This is a genomic window from Mesorhizobium sp. M1078 (assembly GCF_040318615.1).
Classification (GTDB): domain Bacteria; phylum Pseudomonadota; class Alphaproteobacteria; order Rhizobiales; family Rhizobiaceae; genus Mesorhizobium.
On the sequence record NZ_JAMYMP010000008.1, the window covers coordinates 172797 to 189810 of the forward strand.

Consider the following 17014-nt stretch of genomic DNA (forward strand, 5'->3'; position numbering starts at 1 on the left):
TGACAAACGGCTTACGGGCGGCCGGCGGCGGCGTCAGCCTTTGTGCTTACAAGAAGCTCTGCGGATCGATGTCGACCTGCACGCGGACCGAGCCGCGCTGCTTCGGCCCTTCGGCCAGCATGGTGCGGATGAAGCCTTGGATGTCGGCGCGCTTTTCACCCTGGATCAGCAAACGGAAACGATGGCGCCCACCGAGCAGCGACAGCGGCGCCTCGGCCGGACCGAGCACGAACAGGTCGCTGGCCTGGGGTGCTGCACGGCGCAGGCCGCGCGCGTGGCCTTCGGCCTCGGCCCGCGTCACCGCACTGACGATGACGCCGGCAAGCCTGCCGAAGGGCGGCAGGGCTGCCCGTTCGCGCTCAGTGATCTCGCGTTCGTAAAAGGCCTCGGCATCGCCCGAGACGATCGCCCGCATCACCGGATGGTCCGGCTGGAAAGTCTGCAGCAGGCCGAGGCTCTTCTTGCCGGTGCGGCCGGCGCGTCCAGTCACCTGGCTGAGCAATTGGAAGGTGCGCTCAGCGGCGCGCGGATCGCCATTGGCGAGGCCGAGATCGGCATCGACGACGCCGACCAGCGTCATGTTGGGAAAGTTATGGCCCTTGGCGACCAGCTGCGTGCCGATGACGATGTCGGCCTCGCCATTGGCGATGGCCTCGAGCTCCAGCCGCAGCCGGCGCACCCCGCCCATCAAATCGGATGACAGGACGATCGTGCGCGCGTCGGGGAAATGCGCCACGACTTCTTCAGCTATCCGCTCGACGCCAGGCCCGCAGGCGACCAGATGGTCGAGCGTGCCGCATTCCGGACAAGCCTCCGGCCGCTTCTCATTGTGCCCGCAATGATGGCAGACGAGTTGGCCGCGAAAGCGGTGCTCGACCAGCCAGGCCGAACAAACCGGGCAGCCGAAGCGGTGGCCGCAGACACGGCACAGCGTCAGCGGCGCGTAGCCGCGCCGGTTGAGGAACAGCAGCGACTGTTCCTTCTTCTCCAGCGTACGTTGCATCTCACCGATCAGCAGCGGCGACAGAAACCCCCCGCGCGCCGGCGGCGCGCGGCGCATGTCGATCGATTTGAGATGCGGAAGCGCCGCCTCCGCGAAGCGGGCAGAGAGAACCGCTCTATCGTATTTACCTTGGCTCGCATTGACCCGGCTTTCGACCGACGGCGTCGCCGACGCCAGCACCACCGGGAAGCCGCTGATATGGCCGCGCACCACCGCCATGTCGCGGGCATTGTAGAAGACACGGTCCTCCTGCTTGTAGGCGGGGTCGTGTTCCTCGTCGACGACGATCAGCCCGAGCTCGCGGAACGGCAGGAACAGCGCCGAGCGTGCGCCGGCGACGACGCGCACGCCGCCTTCCGCCACCTGTCGCCAGACCTTTTCGCGCATTCGGGGCGGCAGGTCGGAATGCCATTCCGCCGGCTTGGCGCCGAAGCGCTGCTGAAAGCGTTCGAGGAAGGCATGCGTCAGCGCGATCTCCGGCAAAAGGATCAACACCTGCTTGCCCCGGTCGAGGGCTGCCGCCACCGCCTCGAAATAAACTTCCGTCTTGCCCGAGCCGGTGACGCCGTCGAGCAGCGTGACGTTGAAAGCAGCGGCCGCGACATTGGCGCGCAGCATGGCGGCCGCGTCTGCCTGGTCCGGCATCAGCTCCGGCATGGCGTAGGAGGGATCGGGCGCGGCGACCACCGGTCGAGGCGGGATCATCACCGTCTCGAACACGCCTTGCGCCTTGAGCCCCTCGACCACCGTCGACGACACGCCCGCCGCGTGCGCCAGGCCGGATCGCGTCCAGGCAAGCCCCCCTTCCGCCGTCTCCAGCACGCGCGTCCTGGCATCCGTCATCCGGTCGGGCGTGACGAGGGTCCGCTGCAGGCCCTCGATCCATGGTTCGGGATCGAACGCCTCCGGCGCACGCAACAGCATGCGCGCCACCATGCCGGGCGGCGACAGCGTGTACTGCGCCAGCCAGTCGACAAAGCGGCGCATGCCGCGGTCGATCGGCGGGCAGTCGAAGACCTGTTCGATCGGGCGCAGCTTTTTGGCGTCGATATTCTCGACCGCACCATCCCAGACGATGCCGGCAACCTGGCGCGGACCGAGCGGCACGCGCACGATCGAGCCCGGCACCACGCGCACGCCGGCAGGCACAGCGTAGGTGTAGGGCCGTTCGGCGGGCATCGGCACCAGCACCGGCGCGGCTGCGACAAAGGGCGAATCTTCGATCATCGGGCGTGACCTTGCCCCGACTTTGGTCTAGATCAAAGGGCAACCCCGAATGTGCATGGCATGCACATGGAAATCTTTCAGGAGACCCCCATGAAATTTTTTGTCGACACCGCTGACATCAGGGACATCAAGGAACTGAACGACCTGGGGCTGCTCGACGGCGTGACCACCAATCCCTCGCTGATCCTGAAATCCGGCGGCAAGATCGCCGAGGTCACCAAGCAGATCTGCGACATCGTCAGGGGCCCGGTTTCGGCCGAGGTTGTTGCGGTCGAATACAAGGACATGATGGCCGAGGCCAACATCCTGGCCAAGATCGCCGACAATGTCTGCATCAAGGTGCCGCTGACGCTCGACGGCCTGCGCGCCTGCAAGACGATCCGCACCGAGATGAACCGCATGGTCAATGTAACGCTGTGCTTCTCGGCCAACCAGGCGCTGCTGGCGGCCAAGGCCGGCGCCTCGTTCATCTCGCCCTTCGTCGGCCGCGTCGACGACACCGGCGCGGACGGCATGGAGCTGATCCAGGAGATCCGGCAGATCTACGACAATTACGATTTCGACACCGAGATCCTCGTCGCATCGGTTCGCACCGTGAACCACGTCAAGCAGGCAGCCCTGATCGGCGCCGATGTCGTTACCGCACCGGCGGCGACGCTGAAGGCGCTGGTCAAGCACCCGTTGACCGACAAGGGCCTGGATCAGTTCGCTGCCGACTGGGCCAAGACCGGCCAGAAGATCGGCTGAGATCGGTTCGATACAAACAAAAAGGCCGGGAAACCGGCCTTTTTGTTGCGGACTGCTAAAAGTCTAGTTGGCAGCGCCGGGGAATGCTCAGGCCTTCTTGCCGTGCCTGACCAAATCCTGGGCGACCGACAGGCTCACCATTTCAGCCAGTTCGCGTGCGGCGCGGTTCTCGGCGTCGAGCTGCGCCCGGTAGGAGGCGAACTCCTGCGTCGGCTTGTCGAAAGATGATGGGATCGACCGCTTGCCGGTGGCGATCACCACGCCGGTCCTGGCATCGGTCAGCACATAGTTTGCGGTCAGCGTCACCGTGCCTGCCGTCGGCTCGTCTTCGTCGGTCTGGATCTGCACCACCGCGGCCGATTCGACCAGTTCGGTGACGCCGAGATCGAGCATGTAGACCGGCGCCGGCGGCTCGCCGGCACCCTGGCCGAAGGCGAAGATCAGATTGTTGCGGACCTGCTGGGCATAGCGGGTCTTGACCGGCTTGACCGCGATCGAGGCGAGCTCCGCCGACGCGCTGACAGTCGAGCCTGCCGTCAGCGGAGCGCTCGAATAGAGCGGCCTGACCGTGCAGGCCGAAACCAGCGTCATCGAGGCCACGAGCCCGCAGAGCGCGGTGCGGCGCAGCAAACGCATCGTCTTTCCGAAGTCAAGCCCCGTCTTTTTGAAATCAGGCAACGACATTGACGATCCTCTGCGGCACGATGATCACCTTGCGGGGCGCCTTACCTTCCAGCGCTTTCTGCACGAAGTCGAGAGCCAGAACCGCTTTTTCGACCGCACCTTGGTCCGCGTCGCGGGCAATTGTCAAATCGCCGCGCTTCTTGCCGTTGACCTGAACCGGGAGCACGATCTCGTTGTCGACCACCAGTGCCGGATCGTAGACCGGCCAAGGCCGTTCGGCGACCAGATCGGTGCCGCCGAGCGTGTGCCAGCACTCTTCGGCCAGATGCGGCATGACCGGCGCGACCACATGCACAAGGATCTCCACCGCCTCGCGGCAGGCGCCTTTCAGCGCCGCGTCGGCCTTGCCCTCGGCGACGTCGTTGAGCGGCGCGGTCAAGGCATTGGCCAGTTCGTAGATGCGGGCGATGGCCCGGTTGAAGCCGAGCTTCTCGATATCCTCGCCGATAGCCTTCAGGATCTTGTGCGCGGCCTTGGAAACGGCCCCCGCCTCGCCCTCCGGCGCCGCCTGCGGCTTGGCGCCGTCAAGCGTCTCGGCGGCGATCGACACCAGGCGCCAGACACGCTGGATGAAACGGTGCGCGCCGGCGGCGCCATCGTCCGTCCATTCGACGTCGCGCTCGGGCGGCGAATCCGACAGCATGAACCAGCGTGCGGTGTCGGCGCCGTAGCCGTCGGTGATGTCTTCCGGGCTTACCGTATTCTTCTTCGACTTCGACATCTTTTCGAGTGAGCCGATCGCCGCCTCTTCGCCGGTGGCGATCTCGATGGCGCGGCGCTTGCCGCCGACATCCTCGATCCTGACCTCAGCCGGCGACAGCCAGCGGCCATTGTTCGACGCTCCGCCGACGCGGTAGGTCTCATGCACCACCATGCCTTGCGTGAACAGGCCCTTGAACGGCTCGGCCAGGTCGAGATGCCCGGTCGCGCGCATGGCGCGGATAAAGAAGCGCGAATAGAGCAGATGGAGGATCGCGTGCTCGATGCCGCCAATATACTGGTCGACGGCCAGCCAGTCATCGGCAGCCTTCGGCTCCGTAGGCTCGTTGGCCCAGGGCGCGGTGAAGCGCGCGAAATACCAGGACGAATCGACGAACGTGTCCATCGTGTCAGTCTCGCGGCGCGCATCCTTGCCGCACTGCGGGCACTTCACATGCCGCCAGGTCGGGTGGCGGTCGAGCGGATTGCCGGGACGGTCGAACTCGATGTCGTCGGGCAGCTTGACGGGCAGGTCGGCCTTCGGCACCGGCACGACGCCGCAATCCTCGCAATGGATCATCGGGATCGGGCAGCCCCAGTAGCGCTGACGCGAAATGCCCCAGTCGCGCAAGCGGAAGTTCACCTTGCGCTCCGCCATTGGCCGCCCGCCTATGGTCTTCTGCTCCAGGAGCTTTGCCACCTCGTCGAACGCCTGCTCCGGCTTCATGCCGTCGAGGAAACGCGAATTGATCATCACGCCGTCATCGACATAGGCCTCTTCCGTGACCTGGAAGGTCTTGGCGTCGGCATCCTCCGGCATCACCACCGGGATCACCGGCAGGCCGTATCTGTTGGCGAAATCGAGGTCGCGCTGGTCGCCCGACGGGCAGCCGAATATGGCGCCGGTGCCGTATTCCATCAAAACGAAATTCGCGACATAGACCGGCAACGTCCACGAGTCGTCGAACGGATGCACGACGCGGATGCCGGTGTCGAAACCTTTCTTCTCGGCCGTCTCCAGTGCGGCCACCGACGTGCCCATATGCCTGATTTCGTCGATGAACTTGGCCAGATCGAGATTGGTCTCGGCGGCCTTCCTGGCCAGCGGATGGTCGGCGGCAACCGCCATGAACGACGCGCCGAAAATGGTGTCGGGCCTGGTCGTGTAGACCTCCAGTTCCTTCGCATCGCCAACCGGAGCGGCCAGCGGCCAGCGGATCAGCAGCCCTTCCGAGCGGCCGATCCAGTTCTGCTGCATCAGCTTGACCTTTTCCGGCCACTCGCCGAGACCATTCAGCGAGTCGAGCAGGTCCTGCGCGTAGTCGGTGATCTTGAAGAACCACTGCGTCAGCTCGCGCTGTTCGACCAGCGCGCCCGAGCGCCAGCCACGGCCGTCGATGACCTGCTCGTTGGCGAGCACCGTCATGTCCTCCGGGTCCCAGTTGACCTTGGAGGATTTGCGCGTCACCAGCCCCTTTTCGACGAAATCGAGGAACAGCATCTGCTGGCGGTGGTAATAGTCGACGTCGCAGGTGGCGAACTCACGCGCCCAGTCCAGCGACAGGCCCATCATCTTGAGCTGCTCGCGCATGGCGGCGATGTTGGCGTAGGTCCATTCCTTAGGATGGACCTTGTTCTGCATCGCCGCGTTTTCGGCCGGCATGCCGAAAGCGTCCCAGCCCATCGGGTGCAGCACGTTGAAGCCCTTGGCCCGCTTGTAGCGCGCCACCACATCGCCCATCGTGTAGTTGCGGGTGTGGCCGATATGGATCTTCCCCGAGGGATAGGGGAACATCTCCAGCACGTAGTATTTCGGCTTTGGATCGTTGTTATGCGCTTCGAACAGCTTCTTTTCGGCCCAGGCCTTCTGCCATTTGGGCTCTGACGCGCGCGGATTGTATCGTTCGGTTGCCATCGGATGATTTTCACTTAAAAGCAGGCGCAGACCGCCGGACAAGGCCCGGTGGCCGAGGTAAATGTCGTCGCGGTGTTCACCATGGATTGCCGGACCCGTCAACTGCGGCGCGCCGGGCAGCGCGATTAAAGACAGGCAGGATATAGGCATGGCCAGCGTCGTCGAACAGTTTTTCGCCGTCAAGACGAGGATCGCTGCCGCCGAGCGCGAGGCCGGCCGTGACGCCGGTTCGGTGACGCTGGTTGCGGTGTCGAAGACTTTTGAGGCCGACGTCATCCGCCCGGTCATCGAGGCAGGCCAGCGCGTCTTCGGCGAAAACCGCGTGCAGGAAGCGCAAGGCAAATGGCCGGCCTTGAAAGCCGAATTCCCCGACATCGAGCTTCATCTCATCGGCCCGCTGCAGTCGAACAAGGCGAAGGAAGCCGTTGCGCTCGCCGACGTCATCGAGACGGTCGACCGCGAAAAGATCGCCGCCGAGCTCGCCAAGGAGATCGTGCGCCAGGGCCGCGCACCAAAGCTTTATGTCCAGGTCAATACCGGTTCGGAGCCGCAAAAGGCCGGCATCGAGCCGCGCGACGCCGTTGCCTTCGTCGCCCGTTGCCGCGATGTCCATGGTCTCGCCATCGAAGGCCTGATGTGCATTCCGCCGGCCGACGAAAACCCCGGCCCGCATTTCGCCTTGCTGGAAAAGCTCAGCAAGGAAGCCGGGGTCGCAAAACTGTCGATGGGCATGTCCGGCGACTTCGAGACCGCCATAGCCTTCGGCGCCAACAGCGTCCGCGTCGGCTCGGCGATTTTTGGGAGCCGGTAGCCTTCGGCTTCGTGAGACACCTGTCGTTCCCCTATTATTCGAGCTAAGTATGGAGCATATCCGGCCGAGTTAGCGAGGACTATTCTTCTTGACTGGCACCTCAGGGACGCAAGAAACAATCTTTCAAGCTTGTGCGACAGGCGCGCGAAGAAGGGCGCAAACCATCACCTTGCGTAGAAAGCCAGCTGCCGTCGTGTTGTCTCCTGATGACTATGACCAACTGATCGGCGCAAAGCCTTCGCTTGCGGAATATCTTCTCTCCGGTCCCGCATGGGACGACGATTTCGTCGAGGAGGTCAACCGCCGCTCAGAGACGATGATCCGGCCCGTGGAATTCTGATAGATTTTCGACACAAACATCGCCTCGCGCATCTCGCCACGGTTGACGAGTTCTATGGGGCCAGATGCGTTCGGTCGATTACGCCACCACTGGAAACGAAACGGACCGTTCCTATATGCTTAGCGTCATCACCAATCTTCTGGAGCCGCAACCATGCGCTACAATCAACTCGGAAATACGGGGATGTTCGTCTCCGAACTGTGCCTCGGCACCATGACCTTCGGCGCCGCCGGCGAGAATGCCCAATGGGGCCTGATCGCCAGCCTCGACCAGAAGGGCGTCAACGACATCGTTGCCCGTTCCATCGCCGCCGGCGTCAATTTCTTCGACACGGCCGACGTCTATTCATTCGGCCAGTCCGAACGCCTGCTTGGCCAGTCGCTCAAGGATCTTGGCGTCAAACGCTCGGACGTCGTCATTGCCACCAAGGTGCATGGCGCCATGGGCCAGGGCCCGAACGAGCGCGGCTCTTCGCGCGGCCACATCATGGATTCGGTCGAGGGCAGCCTGGAGCGGCTGCAGCTAGACCATATCGATCTCTACCAGCTGCACGGCACCGACACCGTGACGCCAGTCGACGAGACGCTGCGGGCGCTCGACGATCTCGTTGCCAGCGGTAAGGTCCGCTATGTCGGCGTCTCCAACTGGGCGGCCTGGCGCATCGCCAAGGCGCTGGGCGTTGCTGAGCGCAAGGGATTTTCCCGCTTCGAGACCATCCAGTCCTATTACTCGATCGCCGGCCGCGACCTCGAGCGCGAGATCGTGCCGCTCATCAACGAGGAAAAGCTCGGCCTGATGGTCTGGTCGCCAATGGCCGGCGGCCTGCTGTCGGGCAAATACGGCCCCGGCGCGCCCGGCAATGGCGAAGGCCGCCGCGCCGCCTTCAACTTCCCGCCGGTCGATGAGGACCGCGCCTGGGCGGCTGTCGCCGTGATGCGCGAGATCGCCCAGAAGCACGGCGTCAGCGTCGCCACGGTGGCGCTCGGCTATGTCCTGGCCAAACCTTTCGTCATGAGCGTCATCCTCGGCGCCAGCCGCATGGAGCAGCTCGAGCAGAACCTTGCCGCGGCCGAGGTGAAGCTCGACGCCGACGATCTCGCCAGACTGGATGAGGTCAGTGCGCTGCCGGCCGAATATCCCGGCTGGATGCTGGAGCGTCAGGGCGCCGGTCGCCGCCCGGCGCCGTTCACCCCGAAGAAATAGTCATCGCTGTCGCCTGATGCTTGGGGGTCATCTGGCTCCCCAACGTCTTTTCAGCTCATCCGCACGCTCTCGACCAGAAAGTCGAGAAACGCCCGCACCCGTGCGGGCAAATGCCGGCCCTGGCCGACATAGACGGCGTGGGTAGGCTCCTCGTCGCCCGGATTGAAATCCTCCAGCAGTGCCGTCAGCCGCCCCGCCGCGATGTCATCGGCCACATGCCAGTGTGCCAGCCGGGCGATGCCGGCGCCGCCGACCGCCATCAACCGCATCGACTCGCCATCGCCGACCAGCGTGTTTCCGGTGATCGGCACCATGACGGCGTTCCCGGTTGCATCGACAAACGACCAGCCATCGACATGCCGGACAAAGCCGAAAGCCATGCGATTGTGCCGTTCGAGATCTGCTGGAACCAGCGGCGTGCCATGCGTCTTGAGATAGGACGGTGCGGCAACGACTGTCATCCGGCTTTGCCCGAGCTTGCGCGCCACCAGCCGCGACTCGCCGAGCGGCCCGGCGCGGATGGCGACGTCGGCACGCTCAGCCATCAAATCGATGACGCTGTCGGTCAGCACCAGATCGACCGAAATCTCGGGATAGCGTTCGAGGAAATCAGGCAGCAGCGGGATCAGCCGATGCACCCCGAAGGGCACATAGGAGTTGACGCGCAGCCGTCCGCGCGGCGCGGCACCCACGGCCGCCTCGCGCTCGGCCTCCGCCATATCGGCCAAGATGCGCACCCCGCTGTCATAGAACGCCGTCCCTTCCGGCGTCAGCTGCAGCTTGCGCGTCGAGCGGGTGACCAGCCGCGCGCCGAGCCTTGCCTCCAGTCGCGCGATCAGCTTGCTCACCGCCGACGGTGTCATACGCAGCGAACGAGCCGCAGCCGAGAAGCTGCTCGCCTCGACGACGCGGACGAACACTTCGATCTCGCCGGAACGGTTGATGTCGGGTCTGGCCATCTGTGAATCTATTTCACAGGAAATATGCCCAAGGCAAGTCTGGTTCACAAGGCATGGCAACACGATCTCTGCGGTCGGGGCGCGGGTCTGGACAGCGCGCTCATTCGAGTTCGAACTGGAAACCGCCATGCCTCTTGCTCTCTACGCCCTCGCTGCCGGCGCCTTCGGCATCGGTGTCACCGAATTCGTCATCATGGGGCTGCTGATCGATGTCAGCAAAGATCTCGGAGTCTCGATCTCGGCCGCCGGCCAGTTGATTTCGGGCTACGCGTTGGGCGTCGTCATCGGCGCGCCGCTTTTGACCATCGCCACCGGCAACTGGCCCCGCAAGACCGTCCTTCTGGCCCTTATGGCGATCTTCACGCTCGGCAACCTCGCCTGTGCGATCGCCCCCGACTACTGGACGCTGATGGGCGCCCGCATCATCACCGCCTTTGCCCATGGCACTTTCTTTGGCGTCGGCTCGGTGGTCGCCACCGGCCTGGTCGCGCCCAACAAGAAAGCCTCGGCGATCGCGCTGATGTTCACCGGACTGACTATCGCCAACATCCTCGGCGTGCCCTTCGGCACCTGGCTAGGCCAGGCCTTCGGCTGGCGCGCCACCTTCTGGGCGGTAACCCTGGTCGGCTTGGCAGCCTTTGCCGTCATCCTGCTTCTGGTGCCGCGCAGCAAGGAAGCGCCCGAGAAGACCAATCTGCGCGCCGACCTCGCCGTGCTGCGCCGCACGCCGGTGCTGCTCGGCCTCGCCACCACCGTGCTCGGCTATGCCGGCGTCTTCGCCGTCTTCACCTACATCGCCCCGCTGCTCACCGAGATCAGCGGCTTCAGGGAGGCCGCGGTGTCGCCGATCCTGCTCGTCTTCGGCGGCGGTCTTATCGCCGGCAATCTGCTTGGCGGCAAGGTCGCCGACCGCTGGTTGGTGCCGGCGGTGCTCGGCAGCCTCGTGGTGCTGGCGTTGGTGCTGGCCACAATGACCTTCGCCGTCCACAGCCAAATCCTGGCCGTCATCTATGTCGGCCTGCTTGGTGCCGCCGCCTTCGCCACCGTGGCGCCGCTGCAGATGTGGGTGCTGGAAAAGGCGCAAGGCGCGGGCCAGAGCCTCGCCTCGTCCTTCAACATCGCCGCCTTCAACCTCGGCAATGCCGCCGGCGCTTGGCTTGGCGGCGCGGTGATTGCCCATGGCCTCGGCCTCGGCTCACTAACCTGGATCGCCGCTTTGCTGCCGGTCGCGGCTCTTGGCGTCGCTGCCCTGGCGCTGCGCCTCGATCGCGCCCCCACAATCGGGGCGCCGGTCTGCGCCCCGTCATGAGCATCACGCGCAAATCCTTCTTCGACATCATCAAGGAGCATAAAATGGATTATCGACGTCTCGGCGCATCGGGCCTGAAAGTGCCCGCACTGTCTTTCGGCGCCGGCACTTTCGGCGGCTCCGGGCCGCTGTTCGGGGCGTGGGGCAACAACGACGCCAAGGAAGCGCGGCGGCTCATCGACATCTGCCTCGAGGCCGGCGTCAATCTGTTCGACACCGCCGATGTCTATTCAAACGGCGCCTCCGAGGAAGTGCTTGGCGAAGCCATCAAAGGCCGCCGCGACGCGGTGCTGATCTCGACCAAGACCTCGCTGCCGATGGGGGACGGCCGGGCCGATTACGGCTCGTCGCGCTCGCGGCTGATCAAGGCCGTGGACGCGTCCCTGAAGCGCATGGGCACCGATTACATCGACCTGTTGCAGCTGCACGCCTTCGATGCCGGCACGCCGATCGAGGAGGTGTTGTCGACGCTGGACGACCTCGTGCGCGCCGGCAAGCTGCGCTATGTCGGCGTCTCCAACTTCTCCGGCTGGCAGGTGATGAAATCGCTGGCCGAGGCCGACAAGCATGGCTACCCGCGCTATGCCGCACACCAGGTCTACTATTCGCTGGTCGGCCGCGACTATGAATGGGAGCTGATGCCGCTCGGTATCGACCAGGGCATCGGCGCGCTGGTGTGGAGCCCGCTCGGCTGGGGCCGCCTGACCGGCAAGATCCGCCGCGGCCAGCCCCTGCCGGAAAAGAGCCGGCTGCACGACACCGCCGATTTCGGCCCGCCGGTCGCGGACGAACATCTCTACCGGGTCATGGATGCGCTTGATGCGATGGCTGAAGAGACCGGCAAGACCGTGCCGCAGATCGCCATCAACTGGCTGTTGCGGCGCCCGACCGTGTCCTCGGTCATCATCGGCGCCCGCAACGAGGAACAGCTGCGCCAGAACCTCGGCGCCGTCGGCTGGGCGTTGACGCCGGAGCAGGTCAAAAAGCTCGACAAGGCAAGCGAAGTGACCGCGCCCTACCCGTACTTCCCCTATCACCGCCAGGAAGGTTTCGCCCGGCTGAACCCGCCTGCGGTGTGATCGCCGACGTTGAAGCTGCCAATCTCCCCCCTCGCGGGGGAGTTCAGCTATACTGCCGCTCAGTGCAGCACGAACTCCCCATCCACCTTCCGCCATTCGTTCGGCGCGATCAGCTTCTGGTGCGTGTAGCTGATCGAATGCAGCGGCCCGTCGAGCCTGGCCTTCCAAAACTCGATGAACTTGATCAGCACCGGAAACTTCGGCGCCAGATCGTAATCCTGCCAGATGAAGCTCTGCAGCAGATGCGGGTGGTCGGGAAAATGGTATAGAATCTTGGCCGTGGTCAGGCCATACCCCTTGAGCATCAGGTCCATTTCGGAATGATCGCGCATGACAGCCCCTTGGCCTAGTTGATTCTCCATTCCTCCCAACACCGAATTGTGCGCGCCGTTCCTTAACTGTCTATGATTTTCCTGATCCCAGTCGGGTTTTATGCACGAAAACATGCAGTTAGCAGCGACCGCTGCCGAGTGCTGATACAACCGAGACGGGAGCTGCGGCATCCCGCCACGCGAATCCAACGTCTAATGTTGCCGTCAGCGCGGAACTGTTAATAATGCCGCCGAATTCGCGGCTGCGTCGCCGTGATCCTGGCTGTGGTCAAGCCGGCGGGGTGGTTTGGGAGGAAAGTGAAGACATGTCCGAGGTGAAGATCCACCGCGTCCAGCCGGCGTGGAAGAAGAATGCGCTGATCGACAATGACACCTACCTCAAATGGTATGCTGACAGCGTGAAGAATCCGGACAAGTTCTGGGGCAAGCACGGCAAGCGCATCGACTGGTTCAAGCCGTTCAGCAAGGTCAAGAACACCTCCTTCGAGGGCAAGGTCTCGATCAAATGGTTCGAGGACGGCGAAACCAACGTCTCCTACAACTGCATCGACCGCCATTTGAAGAAGCGCGGCAACCAGACAGCCATCATCTGGGAAGGCGACAATCCCTACGACGACAAGAAGATCACCTATAACGAGCTCTACGAGCATGTCTGCCGGCTCGCCAATGTGATGAAGAAGCACGGCGTCAGGAAGGGCGACCGCGTCACCATCTACATGCCGATGATCCCGGAAGCGGCCTACGCGATGCTGGCTTGCACCCGCATCGGCGCCATCCACTCGATCGTCTTCGGCGGCTTTTCACCGGACGCGCTGGCCGGCCGCATCAATGACTGCAAGTCGACCTTCGTCATCACCGCCGACGAAGGCCTGCGCGGCGGCAAGCCGATCCCGCTGAAGGAAAACACCGACAGAGCGATCGAAATCGCCGCCAAGGCCGGCACCAAGGTCGATAAGGTGGTCGTCGTTCGCCGCACCGGCGGCAAGACCGGCTGGGTCCAGGGACGCGACATCTGGTACCATGACGAGATCGCCACGGTGAAAGGCGACTGCAAGCCGGAGAAGATGAAGGCCGAGGATCCGCTGTTCATCCTCTATACCTCAGGCTCGACCGGCAAGCCGAAGGGAGTGCTGCACACCACCGCCGGCTATCTCGTCTATGTCGCGATGACCCACCAATATGTCTTCGACTACCATGATGGCGATATCTACTGGTGCACCGCCGATGTCGGTTGGGTCACCGGCCACAGCTATATCGTCTATGGCCCGCTCGCCAACGGCGCCACCACGCTGATGTTCGAGGGCGTGCCGAACTACCCCTCGCAGTCGCGCTTCTGGGAAGTCATCGACAAGCACAAGGTCAACATCTTCTACACCGCGCCGACGGCGCTGCGCGCGCTGATGGGCGCCGGCGACGAACCGGTGAAGAAGACCTCGCGCAAGTCGCTGCGCGTGCTGGGCTCGGTCGGCGAACCGATCAATCCGGAAGCCTGGGAGTGGTATTTCAACATCGTCGGCAACGGCAAGGTGCCGATCGTCGACACCTGGTGGCAGACCGAGACCGGCGGCATCCTGATCACGCCGCTGCCCGGCGCCACCGACCTCAAGGCTGGTTCGGCGACGCGGCCCTTCTTCGGCATCAGGCCGCAGCTGGTCGACGGCGAAGGTAGGGTGCTGGAAGGGGCGGCCGACGGCAATCTCTGCATCGCCGATTCCTGGCCCGGCCAGATGCGCACGGTCTATGGCGATCATGACCGCTTCGTGCAGACCTATTTCTCCACCTACAAGGGTAAATACTTCACCGGTGACGGCTGTCGCCGCGACGCCGACGGCTATTACTGGATCACCGGCCGCGTCGACGACGTCATCAACGTTTCCGGCCACCGCATGGGAACGGCCGAGGTCGAATCGGCGCTCGTCAGCCATGAGAAGGTGTCGGAAGCAGCTGTCGTCGGCTATCCCCACGACATCAAGGGCCAGGGCATCTACAGCTACGTTACCTTGATGAAAGGCGTGGAGCCGAGCGAGGAACTGCGCAAGGAGCTCGTGGCCCATGTCCGCAAGGAGATCGGCGCCATCGCCTCGCCCGACAAGCTGCAGTTCGCGCCCGGACTGCCGAAAACCCGCTCCGGCAAGATCATGCGCCGTATCCTGCGCAAGATCGCCGAGGACGATTTTTCCGCGCTCGGCGATACCTCGACACTGGCCGATCCGGCCGTGGTCGATGATCTGATCGCCAACCGCCAGAACAAGAAGGGCTGAGGGGATTTGATTGCTGCACTGGGCGCAGTCACGGAGCTCTGGCGTTACCCTGCAAGTTCGCTTGCCGGCGAACGCCAGGACGCCATTTCGGTCGGCCTTGAAACCATCGACGGCGACCGGCTGTTCGGCCTTGTCGATGTCTCGGACAATGAGATCGCGCGGCCCGACCGCGACGCCAAGTGGCACAAGGTGCCGCGCATCCGCACCCGGCTGAGCAAGGACCGCAAGCTGGAGATCGCCGTTCCCGACGGCGACTGGCTGGTAGCGCCGGGCGCTGAATGCGACAGCGCCGTCTCGACCTATCTCGGCTTCGCCGCCTCGATCCGGCCGTTCAGCCAGGACAACGCTCCCGGCTACACCGGCCCGCTGACCGCGGCGCGCTACCGCAAAGCGCCGATCCATCTCTTGACCACCGCATCGCTGGCCCGGCTCAAGGCGCTGCACCCCGAAGGCATTCCCGATCCGCGCCGCTTCCGCCCCAACATCGTTATCGACATGGCGGCGGTCGAAAGCTCGTTTCCCGAGACCGAATGGATTGGCCGCAAGCTTGCCATCGGCGACCTGCTGGTGACCGTCTCGGAGCCGTGCCGCCGCTGCGGCTTCACCATCATCAGCCAGGACGGCTTCGACCACGATCCCGGCATCCTGCGCAATCTGGTCCGCCACAACGCCCATAATCTCGGCGTCTATTGCACTGTGGACAGGCCTGCCCGCGTCGAGATCGGCGCGCCGATGCGGTTCGTGTAGGCCTCTACCGCGAGGCAGCGAATCGCAGACCTTGGAAAGCGTGGGGTTCGGCCCCGAATCCTATCTCTACCGATACAGATCCGCCCGTGTCGGCGGCAGCCCGCTCGGGCCGCGTGCGCGTTTGGTGACGACGGTCTGAAAAATCTGCGCCGAGGCGCGCTCGAAGGTGATCGAGCAGCCGGTGAGATAAAGCAGCCACAGCCGTGCCTTGGCCTCGCCGACTTCGGCGACCGCCTCGTCGAAGCGAGCCTGTAGCCGCTCGGCCCACAGCCGGCAGGTGCGCGCATAGTGCTCGCGCAGATTCTCGACGTCGTAGACCAGGAAGCCATGCGCCTCCAGATTGCCCAGCGTCATGCCGATCGTGTCGAGTTCGCCGCCTGGGAAAATGTATTTGAGCAGCGCCTTGAACTCCGGCCCCTTGCGCAAGGTTTTCTTCAAGTCGCCCTTGCTTCGCCTGGTGATGGCGTGGTGCAGATAGATGCCGCCGGGCTTCAGCAAGCGATGGATGGTCTTGAAATAGGTAGCGTGGTTGGCGAGGCCGAGATGCTCGAACATGCCGATCGACGATATCTTGTCGAAGGAGCCTTTGAGTTCCGCATAGGATTTGATCTCGATGGTGATGCGGTCCTGCAGCCCTTCGGCGCGGATGCGCTCGCGGGCGAGATCGGTCTGCGCCTGCGACAGCGACACGCCATGGCCGACGACGCCGTAATTTTTGGCCGCATGGATCAGCATGGCGCCCCAGCCGCAGCCGATGTCGAGCAGCTTTTCGCCCGATTTCAGCCTGAGCTTGCGGCAGATATGGTCGAGCTTGTCGGCCTGCGCCTGGTCGATGCCATCGGCGAAATCCTTAAAGTAGCCGCAGCTGTAGACCATGCGCTCGTCGAGGAAGAGCCGGTAAAAGGCATTCGAAATGTCGTAGTGATGCTGGATCGCCTCCTGGCTCGACCCGCTGACATAGGGGTTGCGACCCGACAGATCGGTGCGTGCACTCATCTGCTTGCGTGACAGGAGCACCGCCGGCAGGTCGCGCAGGATCGCCAGCTTCGGCAGCGACTTGAGCTTGGTCCTGAGCTTGCCTTGCGACGGCAGTGCATAAAAATCGAAAATCGTCCCGTCTTCGATGTCTATCGTCTTGGAGATCCACATCTCGATCAGCGTCGACAGTGATGGCCGCTTCACCACCTGCCAGACGATGTCCTGGTCGTTGATGGTGAGCACGGGCCCGGTGGCGGGACCGATCCGCTCGCCGGTCCACAGCTTGACCGCAAAACCCGGCTTCAGCGTTTCGATCACCGTTCGCACGATGCGCGCGGCCTTCTCGGCTGCCTCCATGGCCATCCTCCCGAGTCCTGACAATCCACCTTGCATGGATTTTGCCCGCCCGCGCGGCTCTTCGCAACCCGGCGCAAAAGGCGGCTCGCAAGCTATTTCAAATCGGCATCTTGTTTTTTGCTGCAACGCACCCCATCATCTGTACGTGTTCAACAAATCGAAAGGAGGTGATCCGATGTCGAGTGATTTCGTTTTCCAGAACGTGGCCTCAGCGGATTGCACTTTCGGGAAGCAGTCTTCCCGTTAAGGCGCGATAAGCGCGGCGGGTGACCTCGGTCGCCGCCATTGGCCGCGCCACGGACGGAAACACGGAAGGCCGCCGGCTTCGTCAAGAAGCGGCGGCCTTTTCCATTTCCGGATTGT

General features: G+C 63.8%; 14 protein-coding genes. 8 read left to right on the forward strand and 6 right to left on the reverse strand.

Features of this window, described 5'->3' with window-relative positions; genetic code table 11:
* Positions 1-46 precede the first annotated feature (46 nt).
* A complete protein-coding gene (locus tag NKH38_RS13955) occupies positions 47-2230 on the reverse strand; it encodes a primosomal protein N' (protein WP_352761207.1) in 2184 nt (727 codons plus the stop codon).
* A 90-nt stretch (positions 2231-2320) separates the two neighbouring features.
* Here NKH38_RS13955 and fsa point away from each other — a divergent pair, with 90 nt between their 5' ends.
* Complete coding sequence (gene fsa, locus NKH38_RS13960; protein ID WP_352761212.1) at positions 2321-2977, forward strand: fructose-6-phosphate aldolase; 657 nt, start codon at positions 2321-2323, stop codon at positions 2975-2977.
* An 87-nt stretch (positions 2978-3064) separates the two neighbouring features.
* Here the strand turns inward: fsa and NKH38_RS13965 are convergent, their stop codons facing one another.
* Together NKH38_RS13965 and leuS are read right to left on the reverse strand one after the other, a co-directional pair.
* Positions 3065-3661: an LPS assembly lipoprotein LptE gene (locus tag NKH38_RS13965; protein ID WP_352761218.1), complete on the reverse strand. Its 597-nt coding sequence runs from the start codon at positions 3659-3661 to the stop codon at positions 3065-3067.
* Positions 3648-6275, reverse strand: coding sequence for a leucine--tRNA ligase (leuS, locus tag NKH38_RS13970; protein ID WP_352904345.1), 2628 nt, complete (start codon positions 6273-6275; stop codon positions 3648-3650). Before leuS ends, NKH38_RS13965 begins: the two co-directional genes overlap by 14 nt.
* Positions 6276-6423: 148 nt before the next feature.
* On the opposite strand from leuS, the gene NKH38_RS13975 reads away from it, so the two are divergent.
* The 3 genes from NKH38_RS13975 to NKH38_RS13985 all read left to right on the forward strand — a co-directional run bounded on the left by NKH38_RS13975 (position 6424) and on the right by NKH38_RS13985 (position 8629).
* Positions 6424-7086, forward strand: coding sequence for a YggS family pyridoxal phosphate-dependent enzyme (locus NKH38_RS13975; protein ID WP_352761228.1), 663 nt, complete (start codon positions 6424-6426; stop codon positions 7084-7086).
* Between the two features lie 88 nt (positions 7087-7174).
* Positions 7175-7426, forward strand: a complete 252-nt coding sequence (locus NKH38_RS13980; protein WP_352761233.1) for a type II toxin-antitoxin system Phd/YefM family antitoxin — start codon at positions 7175-7177, stop codon at positions 7424-7426.
* Between the two features lie 153 nt (positions 7427-7579).
* Complete coding sequence (locus NKH38_RS13985) at positions 7580-8629, forward strand: aldo/keto reductase (RefSeq protein ID WP_352761238.1); 1050 nt, start codon at positions 7580-7582, stop codon at positions 8627-8629.
* A gap of 50 nt (positions 8630-8679) precedes the next feature.
* Here the strand turns inward: NKH38_RS13985 and NKH38_RS13990 are convergent, their stop codons facing one another.
* Positions 8680-9588, reverse strand: coding sequence for a LysR family transcriptional regulator (locus tag NKH38_RS13990; RefSeq protein WP_352761244.1), 909 nt, complete (start codon positions 9586-9588; stop codon positions 8680-8682).
* Between the two features lie 127 nt (positions 9589-9715).
* On the opposite strand from NKH38_RS13990, the gene NKH38_RS13995 reads away from it, so the two are divergent.
* Together NKH38_RS13995 and NKH38_RS14000 are read left to right on the forward strand one after the other, a co-directional pair.
* On the forward strand, positions 9716-10897 hold the full coding sequence (locus NKH38_RS13995; protein WP_027050555.1) for an MFS transporter: 1182 nt from the start codon (positions 9716-9718) through the stop codon (positions 10895-10897).
* Positions 10898-10941: 44 nt separating this feature from the next.
* Positions 10942-11976 (forward strand): aldo/keto reductase, encoded by a 1035-nt coding sequence (locus NKH38_RS14000; protein ID WP_027050554.1) that lies wholly within the window; start codon positions 10942-10944, stop codon positions 11974-11976.
* Positions 11977-12035: 59 nt separating this feature from the next.
* Here NKH38_RS14000 and NKH38_RS14005 read toward each other — a convergent pair whose 3' ends face one another.
* A complete protein-coding gene (locus tag NKH38_RS14005) occupies positions 12036-12308 on the reverse strand; it encodes an usg protein (RefSeq protein ID WP_023668649.1) in 273 nt (90 codons plus the stop codon).
* A gap of 305 nt (positions 12309-12613) precedes the next feature.
* On the opposite strand from NKH38_RS14005, the gene acs reads away from it, so the two are divergent.
* Together acs and NKH38_RS14015 are read left to right on the forward strand one after the other, a co-directional pair.
* Positions 12614-14569, forward strand: a complete 1956-nt coding sequence (gene acs / locus NKH38_RS14010; RefSeq protein ID WP_352761259.1) for an acetate--CoA ligase — start codon at positions 12614-12616, stop codon at positions 14567-14569.
* 6 nt (positions 14570-14575) lie between these two features.
* Positions 14576-15316, forward strand: coding sequence for an MOSC domain-containing protein (locus tag NKH38_RS14015; RefSeq protein WP_352747329.1), 741 nt, complete (start codon positions 14576-14578; stop codon positions 15314-15316).
* Between the two features lie 66 nt (positions 15317-15382).
* On the opposite strand, the gene NKH38_RS14020 is transcribed toward NKH38_RS14015, so the two are convergent.
* Positions 15383-16651, reverse strand: coding sequence for a class I SAM-dependent methyltransferase (locus NKH38_RS14020; protein ID WP_352747326.1), 1269 nt, complete (start codon positions 16649-16651; stop codon positions 15383-15385).
* Positions 16652-17014: the final 363 nt, after the last annotated feature.

Bases quoted from the DNA above. Each gene is read 5' to 3' on its own strand.
- acs (WP_352761259.1), top strand. From the start codon at position 12,614: ATGTCCGAGGTGAAGATCCACCGCGTCCAGCCGGCGTGGAAGAAGAAT.
- fsa (WP_352761212.1), top strand. From the start codon at position 2,321: ATGAAATTTTTTGTCGACACCGCTGACATCAGGGACATCAAGGAACTG.
- NKH38_RS13985 (WP_352761238.1), top strand. From the start codon at position 7,580: ATGCGCTACAATCAACTCGGAAATACGGGGATGTTCGTCTCCGAACTG.
- NKH38_RS13995 (WP_027050555.1), top strand. From the start codon at position 9,716: ATGCCTCTTGCTCTCTACGCCCTCGCTGCCGGCGCCTTCGGCATCGGT.
- leuS (WP_352904345.1), bottom strand. From the start codon at position 6,275: ATGGCAACCGAACGATACAATCCGCGCGCGTCAGAGCCCAAATGGCAG.
- NKH38_RS14005 (WP_023668649.1), bottom strand. From the start codon at position 12,308: ATGCGCGATCATTCCGAAATGGACCTGATGCTCAAGGGGTATGGCCTG.
- NKH38_RS14020 (WP_352747326.1), bottom strand. From the start codon at position 16,651: ATGGAGGCAGCCGAGAAGGCCGCGCGCATCGTGCGAACGGTGATCGAA.
- NKH38_RS14000 (WP_027050554.1), top strand. From the start codon at position 10,942: ATGGATTATCGACGTCTCGGCGCATCGGGCCTGAAAGTGCCCGCACTG.
- NKH38_RS13990 (WP_352761244.1), bottom strand. From the start codon at position 9,588: ATGGCCAGACCCGACATCAACCGTTCCGGCGAGATCGAAGTGTTCGTC.
- NKH38_RS13975 (WP_352761228.1), top strand. From the start codon at position 6,424: ATGGCCAGCGTCGTCGAACAGTTTTTCGCCGTCAAGACGAGGATCGCT.
- NKH38_RS13955 (WP_352761207.1), bottom strand. From the start codon at position 2,230: ATGATCGAAGATTCGCCCTTTGTCGCAGCCGCGCCGGTGCTGGTGCCG.
- NKH38_RS13965 (WP_352761218.1), bottom strand. From the start codon at position 3,661: ATGTCGTTGCCTGATTTCAAAAAGACGGGGCTTGACTTCGGAAAGACG.